Source organism: Bacillus hominis, assembly GCF_018332515.1.
Classification (GTDB): domain Bacteria; phylum Bacillota; class Bacilli; order Bacillales; family Bacillaceae_G; genus Bacillus_A; species Bacillus_A hominis.
Window position 1 is genome coordinate 1 of record NZ_BOQD01000082.1, and the last position, 25,870, is coordinate 25,870.

34 protein-coding genes are annotated in these 25,870 nt (G+C 35.9%); 24 read left to right on the forward strand and 10 right to left on the reverse strand.

What is annotated here, in order from left to right; genetic code table 11:
• Nucleotides 1–232, reverse strand: a 232-nt coding sequence (locus KI356_RS09675) for a glutaredoxin family protein (RefSeq protein WP_212935327.1), incomplete at its 3' end; no start/stop codon positions are given.
• A 232-nt stretch (nucleotides 233–464) separates the two neighbouring features.
• On the opposite strand from KI356_RS09675, the gene KI356_RS09680 reads away from it, so the two are divergent.
• The 10 genes from KI356_RS09680 (at nucleotide 465) to KI356_RS09725 (ending at nucleotide 7,488) form a co-directional block, all read left to right on the forward strand.
• Nucleotides 465–701, forward strand: coding sequence for a YkuJ family protein (locus KI356_RS09680; protein ID WP_000055151.1), 237 nt, complete (start codon nucleotides 465–467; stop codon nucleotides 699–701).
• Nucleotides 702–886: 185 nt separating this feature from the next.
• Nucleotides 887–1,036, forward strand: a complete 150-nt coding sequence (locus KI356_RS09685) for a hypothetical protein (RefSeq protein WP_002033828.1) — start codon at nucleotides 887–889, stop codon at nucleotides 1,034–1,036.
• A gap of 74 nt (nucleotides 1,037–1,110) precedes the next feature.
• Nucleotides 1,111–1,629 (forward strand): ribonuclease H-like YkuK family protein, encoded by a 519-nt coding sequence (locus KI356_RS09690; RefSeq protein ID WP_128281120.1) that lies wholly within the window; start codon nucleotides 1,111–1,113, stop codon nucleotides 1,627–1,629.
• Nucleotides 1,630–1,747: 118 nt separating this feature from the next.
• Entirely contained in the window at nucleotides 1,748–1,939 is a 192-nt protein-coding gene (abbA, locus tag KI356_RS09695; RefSeq protein WP_097904483.1) for an antirepressor AbbA, read from the forward strand.
• Between the two features lie 169 nt (nucleotides 1,940–2,108).
• Nucleotides 2,109–2,552: a cyclic-di-AMP-binding protein CbpB gene (cbpB, locus tag KI356_RS09700; protein WP_128281121.1), complete on the forward strand. Its 444-nt coding sequence runs from the start codon at nucleotides 2,109–2,111 to the stop codon at nucleotides 2,550–2,552.
• Between the two features lie 177 nt (nucleotides 2,553–2,729).
• A complete protein-coding gene (ccpC, locus tag KI356_RS09705; protein ID WP_033711978.1) occupies nucleotides 2,730–3,614 on the forward strand; it encodes a transcriptional regulator CcpC in 885 nt (294 codons plus the stop codon).
• A 71-nt stretch (nucleotides 3,615–3,685) separates the two neighbouring features.
• On the forward strand, nucleotides 3,686–4,408 hold the full coding sequence (gene dapD / locus KI356_RS09710) for a 2,3,4,5-tetrahydropyridine-2,6-dicarboxylate N-acetyltransferase (protein WP_212935328.1): 723 nt from the start codon (nucleotides 3,686–3,688) through the stop codon (nucleotides 4,406–4,408).
• Between the two features lie 61 nt (nucleotides 4,409–4,469).
• Nucleotides 4,470–5,600: an N-acetyldiaminopimelate deacetylase gene (locus KI356_RS09715; protein ID WP_212935329.1), complete on the forward strand. Its 1,131-nt coding sequence runs from the start codon at nucleotides 4,470–4,472 to the stop codon at nucleotides 5,598–5,600.
• Nucleotides 5,601–5,872: 272 nt separating this feature from the next.
• The gene (locus KI356_RS09720) at nucleotides 5,873–6,739 is read left to right on the forward strand and encodes a hypothetical protein (protein WP_002122033.1); all 867 of its coding nucleotides are present in this window, start codon (nucleotides 5,873–5,875) and stop codon (nucleotides 6,737–6,739) included.
• A gap of 83 nt (nucleotides 6,740–6,822) precedes the next feature.
• Nucleotides 6,823–7,488: a potassium channel family protein gene (locus tag KI356_RS09725; RefSeq protein WP_000504032.1), complete on the forward strand. Its 666-nt coding sequence runs from the start codon at nucleotides 6,823–6,825 to the stop codon at nucleotides 7,486–7,488.
• Nucleotides 7,489–7,526: 38 nt separating this feature from the next.
• Here KI356_RS09725 and rnjA read toward each other — a convergent pair whose 3' ends face one another.
• Nucleotides 7,527–9,194, reverse strand: a complete 1,668-nt coding sequence (rnjA, locus tag KI356_RS09730) for a ribonuclease J1 (protein WP_002122030.1) — start codon at nucleotides 9,192–9,194, stop codon at nucleotides 7,527–7,529.
• Between the two features lie 4 nt (nucleotides 9,195–9,198).
• A complete protein-coding gene (locus KI356_RS09735; protein ID WP_000576436.1) occupies nucleotides 9,199–9,411 on the reverse strand; it encodes a DNA-dependent RNA polymerase subunit epsilon in 213 nt (70 codons plus the stop codon).
• 547 nt (nucleotides 9,412–9,958) lie between these two features.
• Between KI356_RS09735 and KI356_RS09740 the strand changes: the two genes are divergently transcribed.
• Nucleotides 9,959–10,732 (forward strand): Cof-type HAD-IIB family hydrolase, encoded by a 774-nt coding sequence (locus tag KI356_RS09740; RefSeq protein ID WP_097830873.1) that lies wholly within the window; start codon nucleotides 9,959–9,961, stop codon nucleotides 10,730–10,732.
• A gap of 62 nt (nucleotides 10,733–10,794) precedes the next feature.
• Here the strand turns inward: KI356_RS09740 and def are convergent, their stop codons facing one another.
• Nucleotides 10,795–11,349 (reverse strand): peptide deformylase, encoded by a 555-nt coding sequence (gene def / locus KI356_RS09745; protein ID WP_212935330.1) that lies wholly within the window; start codon nucleotides 11,347–11,349, stop codon nucleotides 10,795–10,797.
• Nucleotides 11,350–11,515: 166 nt separating this feature from the next.
• The gene (locus tag KI356_RS09750; RefSeq protein ID WP_000274565.1) at nucleotides 11,516–11,665 is read right to left on the reverse strand and encodes a YjcZ family sporulation protein; all 150 of its coding nucleotides are present in this window, start codon (nucleotides 11,663–11,665) and stop codon (nucleotides 11,516–11,518) included.
• A gap of 513 nt (nucleotides 11,666–12,178) precedes the next feature.
• Here KI356_RS09750 and pdhA point away from each other — a divergent pair.
• The 5 genes from pdhA (at nucleotide 12,179) to KI356_RS09775 (ending at nucleotide 17,515) form a co-directional block, all read left to right on the forward strand.
• Nucleotides 12,179–13,294 carry a pyruvate dehydrogenase E1 component subunit alpha gene (pdhA, locus tag KI356_RS09755; RefSeq protein ID WP_000536893.1) on the forward strand — a complete coding sequence of 372 codons (1,116 nt, stop codon included), beginning with the start codon at nucleotides 12,179–12,181 and terminating at the stop codon, nucleotides 13,292–13,294.
• A 3-nt stretch (nucleotides 13,295–13,297) separates the two neighbouring features.
• Nucleotides 13,298–14,275, forward strand: coding sequence for a pyruvate dehydrogenase complex E1 component subunit beta (pdhB, locus tag KI356_RS09760; RefSeq protein WP_000068162.1), 978 nt, complete (start codon nucleotides 13,298–13,300; stop codon nucleotides 14,273–14,275).
• Between the two features lie 93 nt (nucleotides 14,276–14,368).
• Nucleotides 14,369–15,658: a pyruvate dehydrogenase complex dihydrolipoyllysine-residue acetyltransferase gene (gene pdhC / locus KI356_RS09765; RefSeq protein WP_128281125.1), complete on the forward strand. Its 1,290-nt coding sequence runs from the start codon at nucleotides 14,369–14,371 to the stop codon at nucleotides 15,656–15,658.
• Nucleotides 15,659–15,663: 5 nt separating this feature from the next.
• On the forward strand, nucleotides 15,664–17,076 hold the full coding sequence (lpdA, locus tag KI356_RS09770; protein ID WP_128281126.1) for a dihydrolipoyl dehydrogenase: 1,413 nt from the start codon (nucleotides 15,664–15,666) through the stop codon (nucleotides 17,074–17,076).
• Nucleotides 17,077–17,287: 211 nt separating this feature from the next.
• Entirely contained in the window at nucleotides 17,288–17,515 is a 228-nt protein-coding gene (locus KI356_RS09775; protein WP_128281127.1) for a hypothetical protein, read from the forward strand.
• Nucleotide 17,516: 1 nt separating this feature from the next.
• On the opposite strand, the gene KI356_RS09780 is transcribed toward KI356_RS09775, so the two are convergent.
• A complete protein-coding gene (locus KI356_RS09780; RefSeq protein WP_128281128.1) occupies nucleotides 17,517–17,909 on the reverse strand; it encodes a DUF1885 family protein in 393 nt (130 codons plus the stop codon).
• A 134-nt stretch (nucleotides 17,910–18,043) separates the two neighbouring features.
• On the opposite strand from KI356_RS09780, the gene KI356_RS09785 reads away from it, so the two are divergent.
• The 4 genes from KI356_RS09785 to KI356_RS09800 all read left to right on the forward strand — a co-directional run bounded on the left by KI356_RS09785 (nucleotide 18,044) and on the right by KI356_RS09800 (nucleotide 19,025).
• Nucleotides 18,044–18,295, forward strand: coding sequence for a DUF3055 domain-containing protein (locus KI356_RS09785; RefSeq protein WP_212935331.1), 252 nt, complete (start codon nucleotides 18,044–18,046; stop codon nucleotides 18,293–18,295).
• A gap of 240 nt (nucleotides 18,296–18,535) precedes the next feature.
• Entirely contained in the window at nucleotides 18,536–18,664 is a 129-nt protein-coding gene (locus tag KI356_RS09790) for a GapA-binding peptide SR1P (protein WP_000536778.1), read from the forward strand.
• 59 nt (nucleotides 18,665–18,723) lie between these two features.
• Entirely contained in the window at nucleotides 18,724–18,852 is a 129-nt protein-coding gene (locus tag KI356_RS09795; protein ID WP_128281129.1) for a GapA-binding peptide SR1P, read from the forward strand.
• Nucleotides 18,853–18,896: 44 nt separating this feature from the next.
• On the forward strand, nucleotides 18,897–19,025 hold the full coding sequence (locus KI356_RS09800; RefSeq protein ID WP_000536796.1) for a GapA-binding peptide SR1P: 129 nt from the start codon (nucleotides 18,897–18,899) through the stop codon (nucleotides 19,023–19,025).
• Nucleotides 19,026–19,061: 36 nt separating this feature from the next.
• Here the strand turns inward: KI356_RS09800 and KI356_RS09805 are convergent, their stop codons facing one another.
• The gene (locus KI356_RS09805; protein WP_128281130.1) at nucleotides 19,062–19,892 is read right to left on the reverse strand and encodes a protein-glutamine gamma-glutamyltransferase; all 831 of its coding nucleotides are present in this window, start codon (nucleotides 19,890–19,892) and stop codon (nucleotides 19,062–19,064) included.
• Nucleotides 19,893–19,967: 75 nt separating this feature from the next.
• Nucleotides 19,968–21,440 (reverse strand): arginine decarboxylase, encoded by a 1,473-nt coding sequence (speA, locus tag KI356_RS09810; RefSeq protein WP_212935332.1) that lies wholly within the window; start codon nucleotides 21,438–21,440, stop codon nucleotides 19,968–19,970.
• Between the two features lie 488 nt (nucleotides 21,441–21,928).
• Between speA and KI356_RS09815 the strand changes: the two genes are divergently transcribed.
• Both KI356_RS09815 and KI356_RS09820 read left to right on the forward strand, forming a co-directional pair.
• Nucleotides 21,929–23,041 carry an RNA-guided endonuclease TnpB family protein gene (locus KI356_RS09815; protein WP_212935333.1) on the forward strand — a complete coding sequence of 371 codons (1,113 nt, stop codon included), beginning with the start codon at nucleotides 21,929–21,931 and terminating at the stop codon, nucleotides 23,039–23,041.
• Nucleotides 23,042–23,317: 276 nt separating this feature from the next.
• A complete protein-coding gene (locus tag KI356_RS09820) occupies nucleotides 23,318–23,587 on the forward strand; it encodes a UPF0223 family protein (RefSeq protein ID WP_128281132.1) in 270 nt (89 codons plus the stop codon).
• An 80-nt stretch (nucleotides 23,588–23,667) separates the two neighbouring features.
• Here KI356_RS09820 and KI356_RS09825 read toward each other — a convergent pair whose 3' ends face one another.
• A complete protein-coding gene (locus KI356_RS09825; RefSeq protein ID WP_128281133.1) occupies nucleotides 23,668–24,294 on the reverse strand; it encodes a YktB family protein in 627 nt (208 codons plus the stop codon).
• A 205-nt stretch (nucleotides 24,295–24,499) separates the two neighbouring features.
• Here KI356_RS09825 and KI356_RS09830 point away from each other — a divergent pair, with 205 nt between their 5' ends.
• Nucleotides 24,500–24,688 carry a YkzI domain-containing protein gene (locus tag KI356_RS09830; protein ID WP_002121995.1) on the forward strand — a complete coding sequence of 63 codons (189 nt, stop codon included), beginning with the start codon at nucleotides 24,500–24,502 and terminating at the stop codon, nucleotides 24,686–24,688.
• An 88-nt stretch (nucleotides 24,689–24,776) separates the two neighbouring features.
• A complete protein-coding gene (locus KI356_RS09835) occupies nucleotides 24,777–25,568 on the forward strand; it encodes an inositol monophosphatase family protein (protein WP_128281134.1) in 792 nt (263 codons plus the stop codon).
• A gap of 44 nt (nucleotides 25,569–25,612) precedes the next feature.
• Here KI356_RS09835 and KI356_RS09840 read toward each other — a convergent pair whose 3' ends face one another.
• Entirely contained in the window at nucleotides 25,613–25,792 is a 180-nt protein-coding gene (locus KI356_RS09840) for a DUF5325 family protein (RefSeq protein ID WP_000400127.1), read from the reverse strand.
• Between the last annotated feature and the right edge of the window lie 78 nt (nucleotides 25,793–25,870).

Below are 25,870 nucleotides of genomic sequence, written 5' to 3' on the forward strand. Positions count from 1 at the left end.
CTATATTTAATAATTGATGTAATTTTTCGATTTGAAAACCTGCGACAACTTCTCCGTCAATTACAACTGTTGGAGTTGAATAGGAGTCATAGTCATGTAAAAGGCGATTGCGAGCGGCAGCGTCTTTTTTTACGTCAAATTCTTCATATACAACATTATTATGTTTTAAAAATTCTTTCACAATGGTACAAGGCGGACAATCAGGTTGTGTATAAACCTCAATTTTTTTCATTGTAATTCCTCCCTTTTTCTGTTTTTTATTATATTCTGCCAGTATAAAAAGCGCAATAAAGAAGTAAAAAGATGCTCTTTCATCTTTTTACTTCGTATTTCGACAAATTTTAGTTGAGTTTCTGGCCAAGAACCTTTATCCTAGACTGTGGAACATTTTTTCTGTTATGACGGATAGAATGAGTATAGCTGTAAAACCTATTGGTAGGAAGATCAGAGAAAGGAGAGATTTCATGTCTCTACTCCAAGGAATTTTAACTCGACTTGTTAGTCTACAAGAACAAGCTGAAAGCGGTGAAGTAGCACAACGCTATTTTGAAGTGAACGGTGAGCGCAAATGTAGCGTGAAATTTTTCGATAAAAGTGAAATGTATGAGCTAGAAGTGTATCAACAAGGTGAAAAACCTCAAGTGTATCAATTCGATAACATCGATATGGTTGCAATTGAGATTTACGATATCATTTCTTGATACATATAAAAAAGGTACTGCCAAATGGCAGTACCTTTTTTACTTATATTAATTAATGGGCTATACAGGTAGTAGAAGTTGCAATTTAAGTCGCGATTAAATAAAAGAGTTTTTACAAATGTATATGTATAGGAATTTTTCATTTTTCCTACAATGATAGTAAATATTAATAGGAGGTGCAAAGGATGGAACGCTTGCCGATTGTTATTTGTCCTAATTGTCACAGTCATGCTGAAATTAATCATGTATTAACCGCCCAGTCTAATCAAAATGTAATTTATACATGTAGGTTTTGTAATTATGTAATTCGAAATATTGAAACGAATAAAGGGTAGTAAGTTATAATTTTTGTTTTTGTCCCATACAATGAGAATACGAAAAGTCTGTCTAATTGAAAGGACGTGACTATGTGGACGGTGAGCATATATTTTATAATGTTTCAGAGAGACATTTGAATTTTGATATGGTCTTTAACCGTATTTGTAGTTTCATTGAAAAGGATCCACGAAATTTATATCGATTATCCATTGGGACAGACTCACAAGCACATCAAAAGGATACGAGATTTATTACGGCAATTCATATTCATCGCGTTGGAAAAGGAGCCTGGGGGTGCTTGCACCATAAATCAGTAAAAGATAAACCAGCAACTTTACGTGAGAAAATATATTTAGAAACGCAGTTTAGTCAAGAAATCGCATGCCTATTTACTCCTAATCACATACAAACGATATGGGATTTATTGCATCCACATGCTCAAGATGGGGCGGGATTCATAATGGAAATTCATTTAGATATCGGGAATGATGGTTTAACAAAAGAATTTATTTTAGATATGACAGCGAAAATTCAAGCGATGGGATTAACTGCAAAAATTAAGCCGGATGCCTATGCGGCGTTTAGTTATGCAAATCGATATACGAAATAATTTCTCTGTATTTTCGATTTTTATATGTCTTTTACTAAAAACTGAATATTACATCTATTAAATAGGCTGGAAATTTTATATAATGAGATTAACGTTATGAGTATAAGGAGAGGGGCATATGCAAAAGGAGTTTGTTTTAACGAAAGAAGAAGAAAGTTTGTTATTAGATATTCTATTTCAGCAAAATTATGCGAGTGAAATTTTAGCTGTGGAACTTACAGATATTGAGAATGGCTTAAAAAAGACAGATGCGACGCAATATAAAAAAATCACAAGGTTATTTTACAGATTAAAAAATAAAGGGTATTAAGCGCTACCGGAATGGTAGTCTTTTTTTTGTGTTGTATGCTAAAATAGTTGTGTAATTGTATTTTTGGTGAAAAAAGGTTAGGACAAAATAATAATATGAAAACGCTATCATAAAGTATAGATAGAGTCGGTGAATATAAGCAGGAAAAAGGGAGAATGGGGGATGTAATATGATAAGTATTCCGAAAGATGAGTTTCAACAAATTCTTGTGAAGGATTTAATGATTTCATCAGAAAAAGTAGCACATGTCCAAATCGGGAATGGTTTAGAGCATGCTTTACTCGTTCTTGTGAAATCTGGTTATTCGGCAATACCTGTTTTAGATCCAATGTATAAATTGCATGGGTTGATTAGTACTGCTATGATTTTAGACGGTATGTTAGGGTTAGAGCGCATTGAGTTTGAAAGACTTGAGGATATGAAAGTAGAACAAGTGATGAAGGAAGATATTCCGGTTCTTAAGTTAGAAGATTCATTTGCAAAAGCTTTAGAAATGACAATTGATCACCCCTTTATTTGCGCTGTCAATGAAGATGGCTATTTTGAGGGTATTTTAACGCGCCGAGCTATTTTAAAATTGTTGAATAAAAAAGTAAGACAACATAATCGATAATATGAAAAAAGTGGCTTCATAGAAACGGAGAAGTCACTTTTTTTCGTGCATATCAGTTGTGTATGTATTATATTTAAAAAGATAAAAAGCATAAGAAAAGTTTGAACAAAAAATCGTATTTTCTCTATAAAAGCATTTAATTAAATTAGGAATGAAAAGCTTATTGAAATTAGGTGTATGGAAGCTAAGGAAAGAGGGAGAAAGTTGCAAATTGATGATTTTCAAATGATGGTTGTGTTAGCTCAGGAATCAAATATGAGAAAAGCGGCGGAACGTTTATTTGTTTCCCAACCTGCGCTTAGTCAACGATTACAATCTATGGAGAAACAATGGGGAATGAAATTTTTTATTCGTTCACAAAAAGGATTGACAATTACACCTGAAGGGGAAAAAGTTGCAAATTATGCAAAAGAAATATTACAAAGGGAAGAGGATATTAAAAGTGAACTGGCTCTTTTTAGAACGGAAACATATGGTACGCTAAAAATAGCTGTTGCATCAGTCATTGGTCAATATTGGCTTCCACCTGTTTTGAAAAAATTTGTGCATAAGTATCCTTCTGTGAAGATATCTCTGTTTACTGGCTGGAGTAGTGAAGTGCAAAAGCAATTTTATGAAGGAGACGTTCATGTCGCCATATTAAGAGGAACACAAGAATATAAAGGTCAGAAACAACAATTATTTGAAGATGAATTATACTTAGTTGATAAAGAAATAAAAGATATTTCGATGTTAAAAGAGACAAATAGACCATTTATTCAATTTAAAAGTGATTCGACCTACTATGGACAAATACAAAATTGGTGGTATGGATTATTTTCAAATCCACCTAAGCGAACGATTGTAGTTGACCAAATTGAAACGTGCAAACAGCTTGTTTTAAATGGAATAGGTTATGCTCTTTTACCTTCGACTGTTTTAAAAGAAGTGCAGGAAAATATGTATAAAACACCTGTTCAATTAACGAGAGAAACATGGTTATTGACGAGTGACTCGGCAAGGCAGTTGAAGCAAGTGCAAGCATTTTTAGAAATTATAGAAGAAATTCAAATGGAAAAATAAGATTATTGTCTTGCTACTCGCTCTATCGTTTGGTAGAGTAACATTATAAATGGATTTAGGAGGCAACAAGAATGAAAATGATGGACGCTAACGAAATTATTTCGTTTATTCAAAAAAGTGAAAAGAAAACTCCTGTAAAGGTATACATAAAAGGGGATTTAAAAGAAGTAGCATTCCCTGAAACAGTACAAGCATTTGTAAATAAAAAAACTGGTGTATTATTCGGAGAATGGTCTGAAATTAAGACAATTCTTGATGAAAATAATAAGCACATTGTTGACTACGTAGTTGAGAACGACCGTCGTAATTCTGCAATTCCAATGCTTGATTTAAAAGGTATTAAAGCTCGTATTGAGCCAGGCGCGATTATTCGTGACCATGTAGAAATTGGTGACAACGCTGTTATCATGATGAATGCAACAATTAACATCGGTGCTGTAATTGGTGAAGGTACTATGATCGACATGAACGTAGTACTTGGTGGACGTGCAACGGTTGGTAAAAACTGTCACGTAGGTGCAGGTGCTGTACTTGCAGGTGTTATTGAGCCACCTTCTGCAAAACCAGTTATCGTTGAAGATGATGTTGTAATTGGTGCAAATGTAGTTGTTCTAGAAGGCGTTACAGTAGGTAAAGGTGCAGTTGTAGCAGCAGGAGCCGTTGTAACAGAAGATGTGCCTCCATATACAGTTGTTGCGGGAACTCCGGCACGTGTAATTAAAGAAATTGATGAGAAGACAAAGGCAAAAACTGAAATTAAACAAGAGCTTCGTCAATTAAACCCAGAGAAATAAAAAACAAAAAGCGTAAGAGCATGAATGTGCTCTTACGCTTTTTATAGATAGAGGTGCAAAAATGACGGTAAGCAAATTTGTCCAAGTTCGTAGAGATTTACATAAAATTCCGGAAATCGGATTTAAAGAGTGGAAAACACAGCGGTATATTTTAGATTATATAGGAACGCTTCCTAATGAATGTTTGGAAGTGAAAACATGGAAAACAGGTGTAATTGTTAAAGTAAATGGAAAAAATCCAGAAAAAATAATAGGTTATCGTGCAGATATAGACGGTCTACCAATTACAGAGGAAACTGGATATGAATTCTCTTCTGTCCATGAAGGAATGATGCATGCATGTGGACATGATTTGCATACAACAATCGGTTTAGGCCTTCTAACAGCGGCTGTAAGCGAAAGAATAGATGATGATCTTGTGTTTATATTCCAACCAGCTGAAGAAGGTCCAGGTGGTGCACTTCCTATGTTAGAAAGCGATGAGTTAAAAGAATGGAAGCCTAATATGATTCTTGGACTTCATATTGCGCCTGAATACTCTGTGGGAACAATTGCTACAAAAGAAGGTTTATTATTTGCGAATACATCAGAGTTATACATTGATTTAAAAGGAAAAGGTGGACATGCTGCATATCCGCATACAGCAAATGATATGATTGTTGCAGCGAGTCATCTCGTTACACAACTTCAATCAGTTATTAGTCGTAATGTGAATCCTCTTGACAGTGCGGTAATTACAATAGGGAAAATTACAGGTGGTACAGTTCAAAACATTATCGCAGAAAAGTCTCGTTTAGAAGGAACAATTCGAACACTATCAGTGGAATCAATGAAACGTGTTAAAAGCCGAATTGAGGCAATTGTTGCGGGAATAGAAGCTTCTTTTCAATGTGAAGCTGTTATTGACTACGGAGCGATGTATCATCAAGTGTATAACCATGAAGAGTTAACGAGGGAGTTTATGCAATTTACACGTGAACAAACGAATATGGACGTAATTACATGTACGGAGGCAATGACAGGTGAAGATTTTGGTTATATGCTTCGAGAGATACCTGGATTTATGTTTTGGCTGGGAGTAAATTCAGAATATGGTTTACATCATGCGAAATTAAAACCAGACGAAGAGGTTATTGAGAAAGCGATTGTATTTTTAAATCAATATGTGAAGTGGAAGGGAAATAGAAAGTGAACTTACTCGGCAATTGTGCAACAGTTTAGAGTGGGGGCTTCTTAGTTCCGAGACGAAAACATCTTTCGTATTTGTTAGTGTTAGACATTTTCATACAAATGAGTAGAGTTAAATTTGACGTCTTAATAATGAGCAGGGGTTTTTAGCCACTGCTCATTATTAATTAGTACTAATGGGTAAGATAATTATTTAACTACCTTATACATGTTTACTTTTAGTATGAAAAGTGTGTAAAATCAATGTGATACATAGAAAAAAGGGTGGGGAATTACGTGCAAATTAGCAGTGCGATTTTATGTTTCGTCTTATATGCATATGTTATTATTGCGGCGGTTTATTTTGGGATAAGTTTTTACGCCTATCGTTTAGCGAATAATAGTGAATATGAAGAAACATACAAATGGGTGAAAAGATATTTGTCACCTGTACTAGAAATTATGAATGGATTTGTTCTTTTTTTATTTATTGGATTAATTGCTTTCTCAACGAGTTTAGTAGGGAATAAGACTACATTATTTGTACTAGGTATCATTATTTTTATGCTATTAGGAATTCGTATTGGTAATACGGTGTTTTGGAACGAAAGAAAAATAGATGGTTGGACAGGGATGTTTATTCCATGTATGTTAGCTGCGATCGTGACGAATATAGAACATGAATATTATCAATTACATTTTTGGCTTATCATTGTTTTAACAATCCTCTCTGTTTTGTATATAAGTACGGTCGTGCTAACATACATTGCAAATGAAAAAGGAGATGCAAAAGGTACGCGCTTCTTTAGAGGGCGTGCATTATTATGGAGTGTGCCGACGATGGCAGTTATAGGGATTATTGCGTTATTAGTAAATGGATATCAATTTACTAATTGGCAACTGTTTTTAGAAACTTGGTGGATCTTCATTGTTTCGCTTATAGCTTTTTTAGGCGCAACACATTATTTATTCCATCAACATCATTACATATTGGCACTGTTATTTGCATTTACACAACTTTTATTTGCTTTTTTCGGACAAGAAACGCTATTGTTCGTTTTTGAAACATTTAGTTCATTTGGAAATATATTTGTATTTGGTATGTTAATTTTCGGTATCGCGTTTTATTTACAACAGTATTTTTATATGCAAAAACAAAAATAAGAATTATATACAGGTTTTTGTAGCGAATCTAAAGTATGTTACAATAAAAGTACATAGTACTTGATGTTATTGGAGGAATTCCTGTGGGCGAAAAAGAGAAAGAATTTGCTGTTATTGGGCTTGGCCGTTTTGGCGGAAGTATTTGCCGTGAATTAGCTCAATTAGGTATGGAAGTAATGGCAATTGATTCAGATGAGGATAAAATTAATGAGTTTGCAAATATAGCTTCGCATGCTGTAATTGCAGATTCAACAGATGAGATGGTATTAAAAAGTCTTGGTATTCGTAATTTTGATCATGTAGTCGTTGCTATTGGAGATAATTTAAATTCAAGTATTTTAACAACGTTAATTTTGAAAGAATTAGGTGTGAAAAATATTACTGTGAAAGCTCAAAATGACTATCATGAAAAAGTGTTAAGTAAAATAGGGGCAGATCACATTGTGCATCCAGAGCGTGATATGGGAAAAAGGATTGCTAATAATATCGCATCAAGTAATGTGTTAGATTACCTAGAGCTTTCAGATGAGCATAGTATTGTAGAGATTATCGCAAATAAAAAAATTGATGGACACTCTTTAATTGAATTAGATATTCGTGCGAAGTTTGGTTTGAACATTGTAGCAATTAAACGTGGAAAAGAAGTTATCGTATCTCCTCGAGCTACAGAAAACATTCAAGCGGGAGATATATTAATTGTAATTGGTCATGACGATGAAGTAGATCGTTTTAAGCATTTTTTAAGATAAGAGAAAAGGACAATGCCTCCTCGGCATTGTCCTTTTTCTTATATTTCCATAATGATTGGTAAAATCATTGGACGGCGTTTCGTTTTTTCGTATAGGAATGGTGCTAATGTGTCTGTAATCTCATTTTTAATTTCAGACCATTGTGTTGTTTTTCGCTCCATTACTTTTTCTAAATGTGTTGTAATTAATGTTTGAGCATCGTTGATTAAATCGCTGCTTTCACGCATATAAACGAAACCACGCGAGATGATATCAGGTCCTGCTGCAACTTTAAATTCTTTCATATCAATGCTTACAACTACAATAACAAGTCCTTCTTCAGAAAGAATGCGACGATCACGTAATACGATATTTCCGATATCTCCAATACCATTTCCATCGATATAGACAGAACCAGATGGGATTTTCCCAGCTACGCTTGCTTCATCAGAACGTAATGCAAGAACATCTCCATTATCCATAATGAAACAATTTTCTTCTGGAATACCACAATCATTAGCTAATTTCATATGCATACGCTGCATACGATACTCACCATGAATTGGCATGAAATATTTCGGCTTAATAAGACGTAACATTAACTTTTGTTCTTCTTGTCCACCGTGTCCACTCGTATGAATATTTGAGAGTTTACCATGGATTACATCAGCGCCAGCGCGGTACAACATGTTAATTGTACGACTTACACTAATTGTATTGCCAGGGATTGGTGAAGAAGAGAAAACAACTGTATCGCCAGGGATAATTTGAATTTGACGATGTGTACCATTGGCAATACGTGAAAGTGCTGCCATCGGTTCGCCTTGACTACCTGTACATAAAATAACAACTTTATTAGCTGGTAGGCGGTTTAGCTGAGATGTGTCTATGAATGTATCCTTTGGACACCGGATGTAACCAAGGTTTTTTCCGATTTCAATAGCTGCTTCCATACTTCGACCGAATACAGCTACTTTACGATTGTTTTCAACAGCAGCCTCAACAACTTGTTGTAAGCGATGGATATTCGATGCAAAGGTTGCGAATATAATACGACCTTCTACTTTGCGGAATATATCTTGAATACTATCACCAACGCGGCGCTCAGACATCGTAAAGTTTGGCACTTCACTGTTTGTACTATCAGATAAGAGACAAAGTACACCGTCTTTTCCGATTTCGGCCATTTTTGTTAAATCTGCTGGCTCGCCGACTGGTGTGAAATCAAATTTGAAATCACCTGTATGAACGACTTGTCCTTGAGGTGTTTTCACAACAACTCCGTATGAATCCGGAATACTGTGAGTTGTACGGAAGAAGGAAACAGATGTCTTTTTAAATTTAATAACATCATCTTCTTGAATTTCATAAAGTTTTGCTTTACGAAGTAATCCGTGCTCTTCTAATTTGTTTTTTATTAGGGCAATTGCTAATTTTCCGCCGTAAATTGGAATGTTTACTTGACGTAATAGATAAGGAATTCCACCAATATGATCTTCGTGACCATGTGTAATGAATAACCCTTTAATTTTATCTTCGTTTCGCACAAAATAAGTGTAATCTGGTATTACATAATCGATCCCGAGGAGTTCGTCTTCTGGAAATTTAATTCCAGCGTCAATTATAATAATTTCATCTTGAAATTGAACAGCATATGTATTTTTACCGATTTCACCAAGACCACCGAGGGCAAAAACGGCAGCTTGATCATTTTTTAGGAATTTCATATGACTATACGATCTCCGCTAATATTAAATCAGCGTTTTGTTTTTCATATTCAAGATGAGCACCAGTAACAGACTGAACGAACTCGATATTATATGCGAACTTATTTAATTTTTTACGAACATCCTTTTGAGACGTAGCCTCTAAATATAAAACTTTTGTATTTTCACGTACTGGGACCTCAGTTAATTTTTCTTGATAAAATACTTTAAAAATCATTGGGAAAACCTCTCCTTGTCTATGTTTTGCATTATCTGTTACTTATTATAAAGCAAACAGTCATGATTTTCATGTTTTTTCGAACGAGAATGAAGAAAAAGCCCGAAATGGGCACAATTTAAGCGATTGTCTTCTTACGGACTAAATCGTTTAAATAACGCTTGAGCTTTTTCTTCAGCTTCTTCAGCATGATTACTCCTTCCTTTCCTTATTTTAAACATGCATGTTACTAATGATAACTCCGTCTCCCGTACAAGAAAGAAGATTAGAAGTGAATAGTGAATCTTGTTCCTTTTAGTATAGTGTAAGTTATCCTGTAGTAACGATTAGTAGCCGTTAGTTATAGATATAGTATGAGGAAGAATAGAAAAGAAAATTCATCCGAACAAGTATCCACATTATTTACTAATATTATATGCATATTTCATAAATAAGGTCAGAAAGTGAACGCTTTCTTCACAGATGTTTAATATGTTATACTTTTTTTTGAAATTTGAAAAGTGATAATCAAAATAGGAATATAGAGTACCAGAAAGGATTTTGACAAATGAATGATAAAATTGTCTTTTTTGATATTGATGGAACATTATTAGATCATGATAAAAAAATTCCGCAATCTACACGTGATGCAGTAAAAGATTTACAAGAAAAAGGTGTGCACGTAGCGATTGCAACAGGGCGTGCGCCATTTATGTTTGAAGATATTCGTAAGGAACTCAATATACATAATTATGTTAGTTTTAATGGACAGTACGTTGTATTTGAAGGTGAGACAATATTTAATAATCCGTTACACCCAGCGGCTCTACATAAGTTTACCCAGTTTGCAAAACAAGAAGGATACCCACTTGTATATCTTGATCATCAAGAAATGAGAGCGTCAGTGGAATATCATGATTATGTAAAAGAAGGTTTTGGAAGCTTGCAATTTGATCATCCGGCATATGAACCTGATTTTTATGAGAAACGTGATATTTATCAAACGCTTCTTTTCTGTGAAGTAAATGAAGAGGAAAAGTTCATTAATCAGTATCCAGATTTTCATTTTATTCGTTGGCATGCGTATTCAATGGACATCATTCCAAATGGTGGTTCTAAGGCAAAAGGGATTGAGAAGTTCATTGAAAAATTAGGATTTAATCGTGAACAAGTGTATGCGTTTGGGGATGGCTTAAACGATTTGGAAATGATTGAAGCAGTAGGCACAGGTATTGTGATGGGAAATGGTCATGAAGACTTGAAAAAACTTGCAAATCATGTGACAAACGATGTAAGTGAAGACGGTATATATCATGGATTAAAATGGGCTGGATTGTTATAAGTGAATATGGAACCAATTTCAGATAATAAAAAGGCGGAAGGTTAACTTCCGCCTTTTTATTATTATCGCTCTAGAGGTTTTGAATCATCGGGAGCCACAAATGGATTGTCTTTATTAATATGGTCATAGAACATAACACCGTTTAAATGGTCGATTTCATGTTGGAATACAATTGCTGGTAAACCTTTTAATCGCAGTTTTACGTCTTCACCGTTAACAGTTGTTGCCTTTACTGTAATTCTTGTGTAACGAGGGACATAACCAGGTACTTCACGGTCTACAGATAGACAGCCTTCACCATTTTGTAAATATGTACGTTCAACAGAATGACTAATGATTTTTGGGTTAAATAACGCGTAGCTATATAACGTACCGTTCGTATCAGTTACATGAACCGCAATCATTTTCTTTGAAATACCGATTTGAGGAGCCGCTAATCCGATTCCGGGGCGTAAATTATATTTTTCAGCCATTTCAGGATCCTGGCTATTTATTACAAATTCAATCATTTCTTTAAGGGTATTTGTATCTTCCTCGCTAGCAGGTAAGGAGACCTCTTCTGCGACGTCGCGCAAAATAGGATTTCCTTCACGAATTACCTCATTCATTGTAAGCATATGTAATCTCTCCTTTCTTCTTTAGTCTACCAAAGGAGATAAAAAAAGTCATCGGCAAGTAAGGAAGGCCACTTGGAAACAAATCTTCTATAGATAAGTTATGCAATAAAAAGAAAAGACGGCAAAGCCGTCTGTTTCTTTCCATAGTTGTTTCATTTTACATTAATTAGCGAATGCAAGCAGCACCAACGATAATTAAAAGAATAAACAACACAACGATTAAGGCGAAGCCGCGTCCAGATCCGCCACAAGAACCGCCATAACCGTAGGAAGGATATGAACAAGTTGTTGGATAGCAATATGAGTATCCGTACATGAGATGACCTCCTTTATCATTTCCCGCTAATACTGCGGTTACTATAATGTATGGAGGAATGGTCAGAAATGTATAGGTATTTACCTATAAAAGGAAGAAGTGTTTGTATAATTTTATTAAGAAGAGAGAAAAACTAAAGAGAATTAAATCGTTTACATATTATTCTAAGAGAAAAAACAAGTTAAAAAGGGAATAATATAACAGTAGGTTATTGCTTACTAATACAGATGTGAAAAATAAAAACACGTTTGTGTAGAGGAAGCCTGCATATTATTTATAAAAAAACGTATTCAAAGTAATTGACATCGTAATTAGAATAGTTGTAAACTAAAAAACGTGATCAAGATTGTATTAATATGTTTTTGAAAAAACATTAGTACAGATTGTTAGGTACACAAAATTATTCTCAACCGACAGACAAATTTGTTGGTTTACATTGTTGCGCTTTCAGTCTAGCTAGTAGATAGTGAAAGCGTTTCAGAATATGGTTCAAGAGAGGAAGAGGTGAACGGAATGGGTACTAAAACAAAAAAGACCCTATTTAATGTTGATGAGCAAATGAAAGCTATCGCAGCTCAATTTGAAACATTACAAATTTTAAATGAAAAAGGCGAAGTTGTGAATGAAGCAGCTATGCCTGAATTATCTGATGATCAATTAAAAGAGTTAATGCGCCGTATGGTGTATACTCGCGTACTAGATCAACGTTCTATTTCTTTAAACCGTCAAGGACGTTTAGGTTTCTACGCACCAACAGCTGGACAAGAGGCTTCTCAGTTAGCAAGTCATTTCGCACTTGAAGCAGAAGATTTCATCTTACCAGGATATCGTGATGTGCCACAATTAGTATGGCACGGTTTACCATTATACCAAGCATTCTTATTCTCTCGTGGACATTTCATGGGTAACCAAATGCCTGAGAATGTAAATGCACTTGCTCCACAAATCATTATCGGTGCGCAAATCATCCAAACTGCTGGTGTTGCGTTAGGTATGAAACTACGTGGCAAAAAATCTGTTGCAATTACTTACACTGGTGACGGTGGTGCTTCACAAGGTGACTTCTACGAAGGTATGAACTTTGCGGGTGCATTCAAAGCTCCAGCAATCTTCGTTGTACAAAACAACCGTTATGCAATCTCTACTCCAGTAGAAAAGCAATCTGCAGCTAAAACTGTAGCTCAAAAAGCAGTAGCAGCAGGTATTTACGGAATTCAAGTAGACGGTATGGATCCATTAGCTGTATACGCAGCAACTGCTTTCGCTCGTGAGCGCGCAGTAAACGGCGAAGGCCCTACTTTAATCGAGACTTTAACATTCCGTTATGGTCCACATACAATGGCTGGTGATGACCCAACTCGTTACCGTACAAAAGATATCGAAAACGAATGGGAACAAAAAGATCCAATCGTACGCTTCCGTGCATTCTTAGAAAACAAAGGCCTATGGTCTCAAGAAGTTGAAGAGAAAGTAATCGAAGAAGCAAAAGAAGATATCAAACAAGCAATTGCTAAGGCTGACCAAGCTCCAAAACAAAAAGTTACTGATTTAATGGAAATCATGTACGAAAAAATGCCTTACAACTTAGCTGAACAATATGAAATTTACAAAGAAAAGGAGTCGAAGTAAGCCATGGCTCAAATGACAATGATTCAAGCAATCACTGATGCTTTACGCGTTGAAATGAAAAATGACCCTAACGTACTTGTGTTTGGTGAAGACGTTGGTGTAAACGGCGGAGTATTCCGTGCTACTGAAGGTTTACAAGCTGAATTTGGTGAAGATCGTGTAATGGATACTCCACTTGCAGAGTCTGGTATTGGTGGACTTGCAGTTGGACTTGCACTTGAAGGCTTCCGTCCAGTTCCAGAAATCCAATTCTTCGGTTTCATTTATGAAGTAATGGATTCAGTTTCTGGTCAATTAGCTCGTATGCGTTACCGTTCTGGTGGACGTTGGACTGCTCCAGTAACAATTCGTTCTCCATTCGGTGGTGGCGTTCATACTCCAGAACTACATGCTGATAGCTTAGAAGGATTAGTGGCTCAACAACCTGGTCTAAAAGTTGTTATTCCATCTACTCCATACGATGCAAAAGGTCTTTTAATCTCTGCGATTCGTGACAACGATCCAGTTATCTACTTAGAGCATATGAAATTGTACCGTTCATTCCGTCAAGATGTACCAGAAGGCGATTACACAATTGATTTAGGCAAAGCTGATATCAAACGTGAAGGTACAGATGTATCTGTTATCGCTTATGGTGCTATGGTTCATGCTGCATTAAAAGCTGCTGAAGAACTTGAAAAAGAAGGTATCTCTTTAGAGGTTGTTGACTTACGTACAGTTCAACCATTAGATATCGAAACAATCATCGCTTCTGTTGAAAAAACAGGTCGCGTAGTTGTAGTTCAAGAAGCTCAAAAACAAGCTGGTATTGCAGCTAACGTTGTAGCGGAAATTAACGACCGTGCAATCTTAAACTTAGAAGCTCCAGTTGTACGTGTTGCAGCTGCTGATACAGTATTCCCATTCTCTCAAGCTGAGAGCGTATGGTTACCAAACCATAAAGATATTGTTGAAGCTGTTAACAAAGTAATGAACTTCTAATTTTTAGTTTTTCATGTGCAAAAGAAATCGGCACATGCTGGTTTCTTTTGCACATATTCCATAATAATGAAATGAATCAGGGGGCTGAATTCCGTGGCATTTGAATTTAAACTACCAGATATCGGTGAAGGTATCCACGAAGGTGAAATCGTAAAATGGTTTATTAAACCAGGCGATGAAGTAAATGAAGACGATGTACTTCTTGAAGTGCAAAATGATAAAGCAGTAGTAGAAATCCCTTCTCCTGTTAAAGGTAAAGTACTTGAAGTACTTGTAGAAGAAGGAACAGTTGCAATAGTAGGAGATACATTAATTAAATTTGATGCTCCTGGATACGAAAACCTTAAATTTAAAGGTGACGATCATGATGAAGCTCCAAAAGCTGAAGAAGCAGCAGTAGAAGCTCCAGCAGCGGAAACTACTCCAGCAGCAACTGCAGAAGTAGTAAATGAGCGTGTAATCGCTATGCCATCTGTTCGTAAATACGCTCGTGAAAAAGGTGTAGATATTCATAAAGTAGCTGGTTCTGGTAAGAACGGCCGTGTTGTGAAAACTGACATCGATGCATTTGCAAATGGTGGACAAACTGTAGCAGCAACTGAGGCTCCAGCAGCAGTAGAAGCTACTCCAGCAGCAGCGAAAGAAGCAGCACCAAAAGCACAACCAATCCCAGCTGGTGAATATCCAGAAACTCGTGAGAAAATGAGTGGTATCCGTAAAGCGATTGCGAAAGCAATGGTTAACTCTAAGCATACAGCTCCTCACGTAACATTAATGGACGAAGTAGATGTAACAGAACTTGTTGCTCACCGTAAGAAGTTCAAAGCTGTTGCAGCTGACAAAGGTATTAAATTAACTTACCTTCCATACGTTGTAAAAGCTTTAACATCTGCATTACGTGAATTCCCAATGTTGAATACTGCTTTAGACGATGCTTCTCAAGAAATCGTTCATAAACATTACTTCAACATCGGTATCGCAGCTGATACAGACAAAGGTCTATTAGTACCAGTTGTTAAAGATACAGATCGTAAATCTATCTTTACTATCTCTAACGAGATCAATGAACTTGCTGGTAAAGCACGTGACGGTCGTTTAGCTCCAACTGAAATGAAAGGTGCTTCTTGCACAATTACAAACATTGGTTCTGCAGGTGGACAATGGTTCACTCCAGTTATCAATCACCCAGAAGTAGCAATCCTTGGTATCGGCCGTATCGCTGAGAAACCAGTTGTGAAAAACGGTGAAATCGTTGCAGCTCCAGTATTAGCATTATCTCTAAGCTTTGACCATCGTTTAATTGACGGCGCAACTGCTCAAAAAGCATTAAACCAAATTAAACGTCTATTGAATGACCCACAATTATTAGTAATGGAGGCGTAATAACAATGGTAGTAGGAGATTTCCCAATTGAATTAGATACAGTCGTTGTTGGTGCAGGTCCTGGTGGATACGTTGCGGCAATTCGTGCAGCACAATTAGGTCAAAAGGTAGCAATCATCGAAAAAGCTAACCTTGGTGGCGTATGCTTAAACGTTGGATGTATTCCTTCAAAAGCGTTAATCAATGCAGGTCATCGTTATGAGAATGCAATGCATTCTGATGACATGGGTATCACTGCAGAGAACGTAAAAGTTGACTTTACAAAAGTTCAAGAATGGAAAAACGGCGTAGTTAAGAAATTAACTGGCGGTGTTGAAGGCCTTCTTAAAGGTAACAAAGTTGAAATCATTCGCGGTGAAGCTTACTTCGTAGATGCTAACACATTACGCGTAATGACTGAAGATGCAGCTCAAACTTATACGTTTAAAAATGCTGTTCTTGCAACTGGTTCTACACCAATCGAAATTCCTGGATTCAAATACTCTAAACGTGTTATCAACTCTACAGGCGCTCTAAGCTTACCTGAAATTCCTAAAAAACTTGTTGTAATCGGCGGCGGTTACATCGGTATGGAATTAGGTACTGCATATGCTAACTTCGGTACAGAAGTTACTGTAGTAGAAGCTGGCGACGAAATCTTAGCTGGTTTCGAAAAAGCAATGAGCTCTGTTGTTAAACGTGCCCTTCAGAAAAAAGGCAACGTAAATATCCATACAAAAGCTATGGCTAAAGGCGTTGTAGAAACTGAAACTGGCGTAACAGTTAGCTTCGAAGTTAACGGCGAAGTGAAAACTGTAGAAGCAGATTACGTATTAGTAACTGTAGGTCGTCGTCCAAACACTCAAGAAATCGGTCTTGAGCAAGTTGGAGTTAAAATGACTGACCGCGGTATCATCGAAATCGATGAGCAATGCCGTACAAACGTATCAAACATCTATGCAATCGGTGATATCGTTCCTGGACCACCATTAGCTCACAAAGCTTCTTACGAAGGTAAAGTAGCTGTTGAAGCAATTAGTGGCCATGCATCAGCAATCGATTACATCGGAATTCCAGCAGTATGTTTCACTGATCCAGAATTAGCATCTGTTGGTTACACTAAGAAAGAAGCAGAAGCAGCAGGAATGACTGTAGCTGTATCTAAGTTCCCATTCGCTGCAAACGGTCGTGCATTATCATTAAACAGCACTGACGGTTTCGTACAACTTGTAACACGTAAAGAAGATGGTCTTCTTGTAGGTGCTCAAGTTGCAGGTGCAGGCGCTTCTGATATTATTTCTGAGATTGGTTTAGCTATCGAAGCTGGTATGACAGCAGAAGATATCGCTCAAACAATCCACGCTCACCCAACATTAGGTGAGATCACAATGGAAGCAGCTGAAGTTGCTCTTGGAATGCCAATTCACGTTGTAAAATAATTTAAGTAATGTAAATACCCCATCTCTTATTTAAAGAGATGGGGTATTTTTATTTTCATAAAATGACTGCAAGGTCTTTATATGTACTTGTCGAATGAATATATAATACTTAAAATGAACCGTTAGAATATATGCCGTTATATAATATGTAATTGATTCATACTTAATCCCATATATTAATAAAATAGAGCATGTCAAAGGAGAAGGTTCCATGAAAATATTACATGTTATATTTTATCATTTTCTATTATGGAGTGGTTTTTCCATTGTATTAACATTATCGAATGGTGATAAGTTTCATTATAAAGTAATTCTCTTTTTCGTATTTCTTTATTTGGCATATGTAATTGCATGTTTTGTATTACACGTAAGAAAGCAGGCATTATTCCTTACGTGTTCAAATTGCATACTTTTTTTAATCATATTCTCTATTTTTTAAATTAACGTTTATAGAAATACATTGTTCTTCCATTAAATAGTTGTAACTCTCCTTCTAATTTCTTCGCTAGAAAACGGCTAAATTCATTTGCTTTTCCTTTATCACCAAATGTTGCTGTAGTAGGTAAAGAAACTTGAATGAAAGATTGTTCCTTTTCTATTCCAATCCCAACATAAATAGAATCATATCGATCGTGACTCGATTGGAGTTTTAATGTTGTTGCTGATGTATCTAATATTTCATAAGGAAAAGCTGTATTTGTATAATCATAATTAATTTGATCACCAGTCTTGGAAGTAACGGTTTTATAGTTATGAAAAAGGTGTTTAACATCCTCTATTGAAACAGATTGTTGATTGGATTTAGGTACAAGTGTGATAAAGGCGTGTTGCATACAAATTCCCCCTTAGCTTAGTAGAATACTATCATTCTACATCCTACTGAATTTTTTGACAATTAAAAGGAGTATTGCTTTTTTTGTTTAATATATTAATGAGTAGGAAGTGTTATTTAGAAAGGTGGAAACTGATGTTTGAAAAATTGTATGATGAGCATGAAAGTGTGAAAGTACGATTTTTAGGATTTATGACGCATGATACACGTTATGATTTTGGAGTTATTTATACAAATATGTTTTTTGGAAAGCCACTTATTGTTTGTATGCAAACAGGGAGATCTACTTTGCTTGGGCGAGATGATGTAGAAAATGTTCCATATATACAAGAAACTTTTAAGTTAGGATCGGAAGAAGAGGCGGAGGAGTTAGCTCAGTTTTTTTAATTTCTTGTTCCGTCTACTTCTTTGCATGCGGAGTATGAAGAATAATTAACACGAAACAGTCGTACGTATGAGATATGGCTGTTTTTTTGTGTTAATATCGCATACTAATTTAATTTTAAAATATTTAATGTGTTATACTAAAAACCTATTGACGTAAAAAGTATAACATATTAAAATAAAGACAGAAAGTTAAGCGGTTACAAAAGTTTTTGGGATTATAAACTTAGGGGGAAATGAAAAATGGGAACAATCGTATGTCAAGATTGTGAAGGTACAATTGCACACTTCGAGGATGAGAAAGTAACGGTACTTTACGGGAAATGTGGATCTTGCGGATGTGATCACACAGAACATACAAAAGCCCAGTAATTGATAGAAAATGGACAGCTAAAAGTTTTTAGGACCATAAACTTAGGGGGAAATGAAAAATGGGAACAATCGTATGCCAAGTTTGTGAAGGAACAATCGGACATTTTGAGGATGAGAAAACGACAGTACTTTACGGGAAATGTGGTTCCGATTGTGACTGTGCTAGTAGAGACAATGCGAAAGCTTAATCATATATAAGTAGATTATTCTTAAAACTCAGGGGGAAATGAAAATGGGAACAATCGTATGCCAAGTTTGTGAAGGAACAATCGGACATTTTGAAGATGAAAAATCAACAGTACTTTATGGGAAATGTGGATCTCATTGCGAATGTGACCATAAAGAACATACAAAAGCTTAATAATAAGAAAAAGCGCCTACATGTGTAGGCGCTTTTTTAATAAATTGTAGTTGTATGACCAACTGTTGCAACGATTGCATCATCTCTAATCGGAATAAAGCTTATGGATGTCTGTGGTGTACTAGAAGAAGCGTATTGGCTCATTATACGGCTATCGATACGGGTAATAGTATCGGTCAAGAAAGCTGAAATAAAAGCATAAGGGACTCGTCGTTCATTTAATGAATAAATGATTTCTTCTTTTGTTTTTACACCTACACCATGTCCGTAAAAAAAGAAATTTCCTAAATAGATTGTGTTTTCTCCTTGCCACTCAATCGTAGCTGGATTCACTTGTGGGTTTTTAAAGTAAACGAGGTCACCTGGAACAAGATCGCCACCGGTTTTTGTTATGAGCCTTAGATCTTGATCGTAGTCCCATGTATAAAGTAAAAGGTTTGCAAATAGACGATTGAAAGTTTCTTCCTCATACAATGATAGTAAAGCTTTGTAAAAAATAATGATCATAGCGGTTGCACATTCAGTTCCATATAGTTTTCCATTTTTGAAAATATCTTGTATGGCAATAGAAGGTGGTATGTTTGGAAGAAGTTGAAATCCTCCAAGGGATGTTCTTTTCCAATACTGGGGGTTGCAAAAAGATTGTTGAAATGTACGAAACTGAAATCCGCTTTGAAAAAGTTCTAGTGCAGAGATAATAATATTAACTCGTAAATTGAGATCAAAACTGAGTTCATCAGCTGTTCGGAAGGAATAAACTTCTTGATTTCCTGCCATTATTGATAAAATTTGTTGTTTCTCTGCTGCAAATGGCTCATATTCATTTGTGATATAAGGATGTACAATAGAACGGCCTATTACAATCATAATAGTATCCCCACCTATACGTTACATTCTTTAATATCGTATGAGAAAAGGAAAAAAAGGTGAAAGAAAAGCCTATCAACTGATAGGCTTGTACTCTTTAATAACACGTAATGTTTGTAATGTCATATCTTCGGGACCTTGTACAGGTAACCCAGCTTCTAAATTTTTACGAATATATTCTAAGTTATCTTGTGTAATAATTTCCCCCGGAGTAAAGATTGGAATCCCTGGCGGATAAACCATAACAAAATCAGCTATAATACGACCTGCTGCGTTTTCAAATGGAATGACTTCTGTTTCTGAATAAAAAGCATCTCTAGGAGAAAGTGCTAGCACAGGTATTTCTGGTATTTCTACTTGTACTTGAACACCTTTATCTGCTCTATTTCTGTATGTCGCTGCTAAATCTTGTAATGCTGTAATAAGTGTATCTGTTTCACTTTCTGTATCTCCAAATGTGATAAGACAAAGTATGTTATATAAATCAGAGAGTTCTACTTCAATGTTGTAATGTTCTCTAAGCCATACCTCAGCCTGATGGCCTGTAATACCTAAATCTTTGACAGATACAATTATCTTTGTAGGATCATAGTTAAAAGTAGCATCTGTACCTAGCATCTCTTTTCCAGGACAATAAAGATGCTCAATAACATTTATAGCATCACGAACATGTTCAGCTAATTGTATTGTTTGTTCTATGAGAGCTTTTCCTTCTGTAGCAAGACGTTTTCTGGCAACATCAAGAGATGCTAACAAAATGTAAGAAGTTGATGTAGTCGTAAGCATGCTAATAATGGATTGAACATGTTTTACGTTAACAAGCCCCTCTTTTACATTAAGAATAGAGCTTTGGGTTAAAGACCCTCCTAATTTGTGAACACTTGTTGCTGCCATATCTGCACCGGCTTGCATAGCTGACATCGGCAATTCATCATGAAAATGGATATGAACACCGTGAGCTTCATCAACAAGTACAGGAATATCGTAAGAATGAGCTAATTCTACAATCTGCTCTAAATCTGCAGCAAACCCAAAATATGTTGGATTTATAACAAGTAAGCCTTTCGCATCTGAGTGCTCTTCAAGAGCCTTTTTGACAGATTGAATTGTGATCCCATGTGAAATGCCGAGCTCCGGATCAATCTCCGGATGCATGAAAATTGGTTTTGCACCTGAGAAAATAATAGCTGACATTACTGATTTATGCACATTTCGTGGCACGAGGATTTTATCCCCAGGACCGCAAACGCTCATCACCATTGTCATAATTGCACCACTTGTACCTTGAATAGAAAAGAACGTATGATCCGCACCGAAAGCAGCGGCTGCTAAATCCTGTGCTTCTTTAATCATACCCTTTGGATGATGTAAATCATCGAGCGGCGCAATATTAATTAAATCAATTGCTAATGCATTATGCCCAATAAATTCGCGAAATGTAGGATCCATGCCCTGTCCTTTTTTATGACCAGGAATATGGAATTGAACTGGATTTCGCTTACTGTGCTCAACTAAAGCGGTAAACAATGGTGTTTCGTATTGGGACAATCTATACACCCCTTCTTCTTCGTAATATTTATTAGAGTTTGTTTTATATGATTTCATCTCATTCTAAAAGGAAATTAAGATGGCAAACTTTTAGAACTTGACTTGTTTTTCTGCCATTCGCAAAAGCCTTTTTGGGGATGGTAGTCTCACTTTATTCTCTATAAAACAAAAGCATTATATCACCAATAATTATAGATGTATAGAAAAAACTCATTTTCAAGGTGTGTATGTTTAACGCACTATCCGAAAGAAGTCTCCTTCCTCAAGCGTGTGAAGGACGATAGCAAAGCGGTAGGTGGGAGATGAATTGCGGTTTGGCGTAGCCAAAGAAATTGGTTTTCCTATTTATTTTGCCTCTGATATAATCAATCTTATAAGAGGTAATGTTTGGTATGACAATGAAATGAGATAATCATGCAGTGTTCATGTTGTGTTATCACCGCCATAGATAAAGTAGAAATATTTATGGGAAAGTGAGATGAATTGATATGACAACGCATAATAAGGCGTATAAGTTTCGTCTGTATCCAACAGAAGAACAAGCTTATCTGATACGGAAAACTTTCGGGTGTGTACGCTTTGTTTATAACAAAATGCTAGCTGAGCGGAAAGAAGTATATGAAAAGTACAAAGAGAACAAGGAAGAACTGAAGAAACAAAAATTCCCTACTCCTGCGAAATACAAAGTAGAGTATGAATGGTTGAAAGAAGTCGATTCATTAGCATTGGCTAACGCTCAATTAAACTTGCAAACTGCTTATAAGAATTTTTTTAGTGGTCAAAGTGATTTTCCTACATTCAAAAGTAGAAAGAGTAGAAAATCATATACAACGAATAGAGTAAACGGAAATATTATGTTATTTCATGGCTATATCAAATTACCGAAACTAAAAATGGTGCGATTGAAACAACATAGAGAGATACCGCAAAACCACATCATCAAATCATGTACGATTTCGATGACACCAACCGGTAAGTATTACGTATCTGTCTTGACCGAATATGAAAAGGAAATCCTTCAAAAAGAAGTAGAAAGTGTAGTTGGATTAGACTTCGCAATGGCTGAATTGTACGTGAGTAGCGAAGATGAGAAAGCCAATTATCCTCGCTTTTATCGTCAGATGCTGGACCGATTAGCAAAGGCACAACGAGTATTAGCAAGACGTGTACAAGGCTCAGCACGCTTTAATAAACAACGGATCCGTGTAGCGAAGTTGCATGAAAAAGTCGCAAATCAACGTAAAAATTTCCTTCATCATAAGTCGAAAGAATTGGCTACTCATTTTGATGTTGTAGCAATCGAAGACTTATATATGAAAGGAATGTCACGAGCGCTTCGCTTTGGTAAGAGTGTAGCGGATAACGGTTGGAGGATGTTCACGACATTTTTAGCATATAAGCTACAAGAACAAGGAAAACAGCTTGTAAAAATAGGTAAATGGTTTCCTTCTACAAAGATGTGTAGTCGTTGTGGAAACAAAAAAGAAATGTCATTATCTGAACGCATGTATGAGTGTTCGTGTGGACTCACAATAAGTCGTGACTATAACGCAGCTATCAATATCAAAAAGGAAGCTATACGGTTATTAGTATTGATGTAAATCGTAAGAAATAACCTTTGGAACAAGGGAGTTAGCTCGGCTGTCCTCAGACAAATTCGTTAGCTATCAAAAGTAACGATGAACCGAGAAGCCCCCACTTCGGGGTAAGCTCGTAAGAGATACTAAGTGGGGGGTAGTTCACATACCGCAAAGAGGAAGACAATTCCATTGAAATGGATAAATGGTGTATAATGCAGAGTGGCTATAGTGAAGAATAAAAGATTCTCTTAAAGGTAGCATAATGGAAAAAGAAAGAATACTGAATGAGGTGCAAAAATGGAATATCAATATCCACTTGATTACGATTGGTCAAATGAAGAAATGGTAGCAGTTGTAAAGTTTTATGAAGCGATTGAAAAGGTATATGAAAAAGGAGTTTTGAGAGAAGATTTGATGGAATTATATCGTCGTTTTAAAGAGATTGTGCCATCGAAGGCAGCGGAGAAAAAAATTGATAAAGAATTTCAAGAAGTAAGTGGATATTCTATATATCGTACGATTCAAAAAGCAAAAGAAGTAGCAGAAAAAAAGATTGTTAAAATATAAAAATATTTTGAAAAATAAAATGCGAAGTGCTATAATGTGATAACAACTAAAAACGGACAATATAAATTGTCCGTTTTCTACTATCGATTACAAAGTGCATATAAAGGAAGGAGTGATTGCATCGTAGATTCAATCTTAGCAAGGAATTGTTCGTTGGTCATTGCTGAAAACTCCTCTGGTGATATGTGAATACCGACTAATAATTCTGCTTTTTTAACAGTAGCTAAACGTTCAATCATCTTTTGTAAGTCTTCCGTTTCAAGCGTTTTATGTAATTTTACAACTGGTTTAGTATGGTCAATGGACCAAACGAAGTCATTTGGAATATTTGTTTTTAAATCATTTAAATGTTCTAAGAAGGCGTGAGCCGTCTCCACTTTTTGTGGACACTCATAGATTAAACCAAAGTATATGAAGGCATGAGTACCCCATAAGCCAATTTGGAAGTGTGGTAACATTTTATATCCACGTTTATTTGTTGAAAAAGCAACCCAAGTATCGTTTGGTGGATTGACTTTGCGGCGTGCATGTTTTGCTACATGGTAGAAAAAGTTTTCATCGGTTTGCTTGGATAAATATTCTGCAAACTGTTCCCCTAAAGCTTCTAGCTTAGGATGAATATTCGTTTTAATTGCGCTCATTCGTTCTTCAAGACCATCAACAGTAAAGACTTCAAAATCAGTTGATGTGAATGTTTGTAGTGTCATGATTGTTCCTCCAACTCCTATTTTGTTTTAATTTTAGCATAGCTTGTACTATTCATAAAAAAAACAGCACAAAAAAATTTAAATAAAAAAATATAATTTTGTTGCATAGATGATTTATCCAACATAGTATAGTATAAAACAAAAAATCAGAAAATTGAATTAATTCTAGTCCGAGGGCAGACGAATATTGGGAGGAGGCAAAAAAATGAGACAGGTGATTAATGCGTTAAAGAGAACAGATGCCGAAAAGAGAATTCCGGTGCTACGTTTGGAGTTAGATTATGAATTAGCAACTTTATATGATGCGATGATGGATAACGACAAACAGAAAAAAGAAGAGTGCGTACAAAAATTAGAAGTGTTAAGACTTGAAATGATCCGTTTAGAAGCGTAATAATAGTATATGTATAAATAATTAGTTGGTGCGAACCTTATAAAGGGTTCGTTTTTTCTGTGAACAGTATAGATCGGAGTGTTTAAACATGCAAGAAGTATGGAACGACATCGATACACACGCGAAACAGTGGATTCGAGAAGCGGGAGAACATTTAATGGCGTCACTGAAAAAAACACTTGTTATAGAAACAAAGTCAAATGCAGCTGATTTAGTAACAAACATGGACCGAGAAACGGAGCAGTTTTTAATTGGGAAAATTAAAGAAACATTCCCGGCTCATAATATTTTAGGAGAAGAAGGCTACGGAGATGAGATTACCTCTTCTAATGGGGTTGTTTGGTTAATTGATCCAATTGACGGCACGATGAACTTTGTTCATCAAAAAAGGAATTTCGCAATCTCAATCGGGATTTATGAGAACGGTATCGGAAAGATTGGTCTTATTTATGATCCAGTTCATGACGAACTATATCATGCGGTAAAGGGAGAAGGGGCTTTTTGCAACGATTTAGCTATTCCCATGTTGGAAAAAGGAACGGTAGAGCATGGAGTTATAGCTTTGAATGCGATATGGCTTACTGATAATCCATTGCTTAATATGGAAAAAATGATGATGCTCGTTAAGAAGGCGAGAGGTACGAGGTCATATGGTTGTGCAGCGTTAGAAATGGTATATGTTGCAACGGGAAGATTAGATGCATATGTAACACCGCGCTTATCGCCATGGGACTTTGGCGGGGGACAGATTATTGTGGAAGAAGTTGGCGGTAAAGTGACAACGTTCTTGGGAACACCTCTTTCTATTGTAGAGAAAAGCAGTGTGTTAGTTGCAAAACCAGGAGTATACGAAGAATTATTACCATTTGTATCGCAATAATGAAAAAAAGTAAGAGGCATAAAGAAGCTTCTTACTTTTTAATGTTATTGCGATTTACGCATTTTTCTTTTTGTTACAAAACCGTATCCGACTGTAACAAATGTGCCAATAATGCAAATAATAATGCCGATGGGACTATTTTCAGCAATCATAATTCCGATACCAATTAAGAAGATAACACCGATAATTGCTGTTAATAAAAAGCGATATTGAATGTGTTCCATTTCTTCACCCTCCAATCTCATTTTACTTTCACAAAAGTAAGAATACAACTATATTTTCATTCTTGATTTTATTTTGAT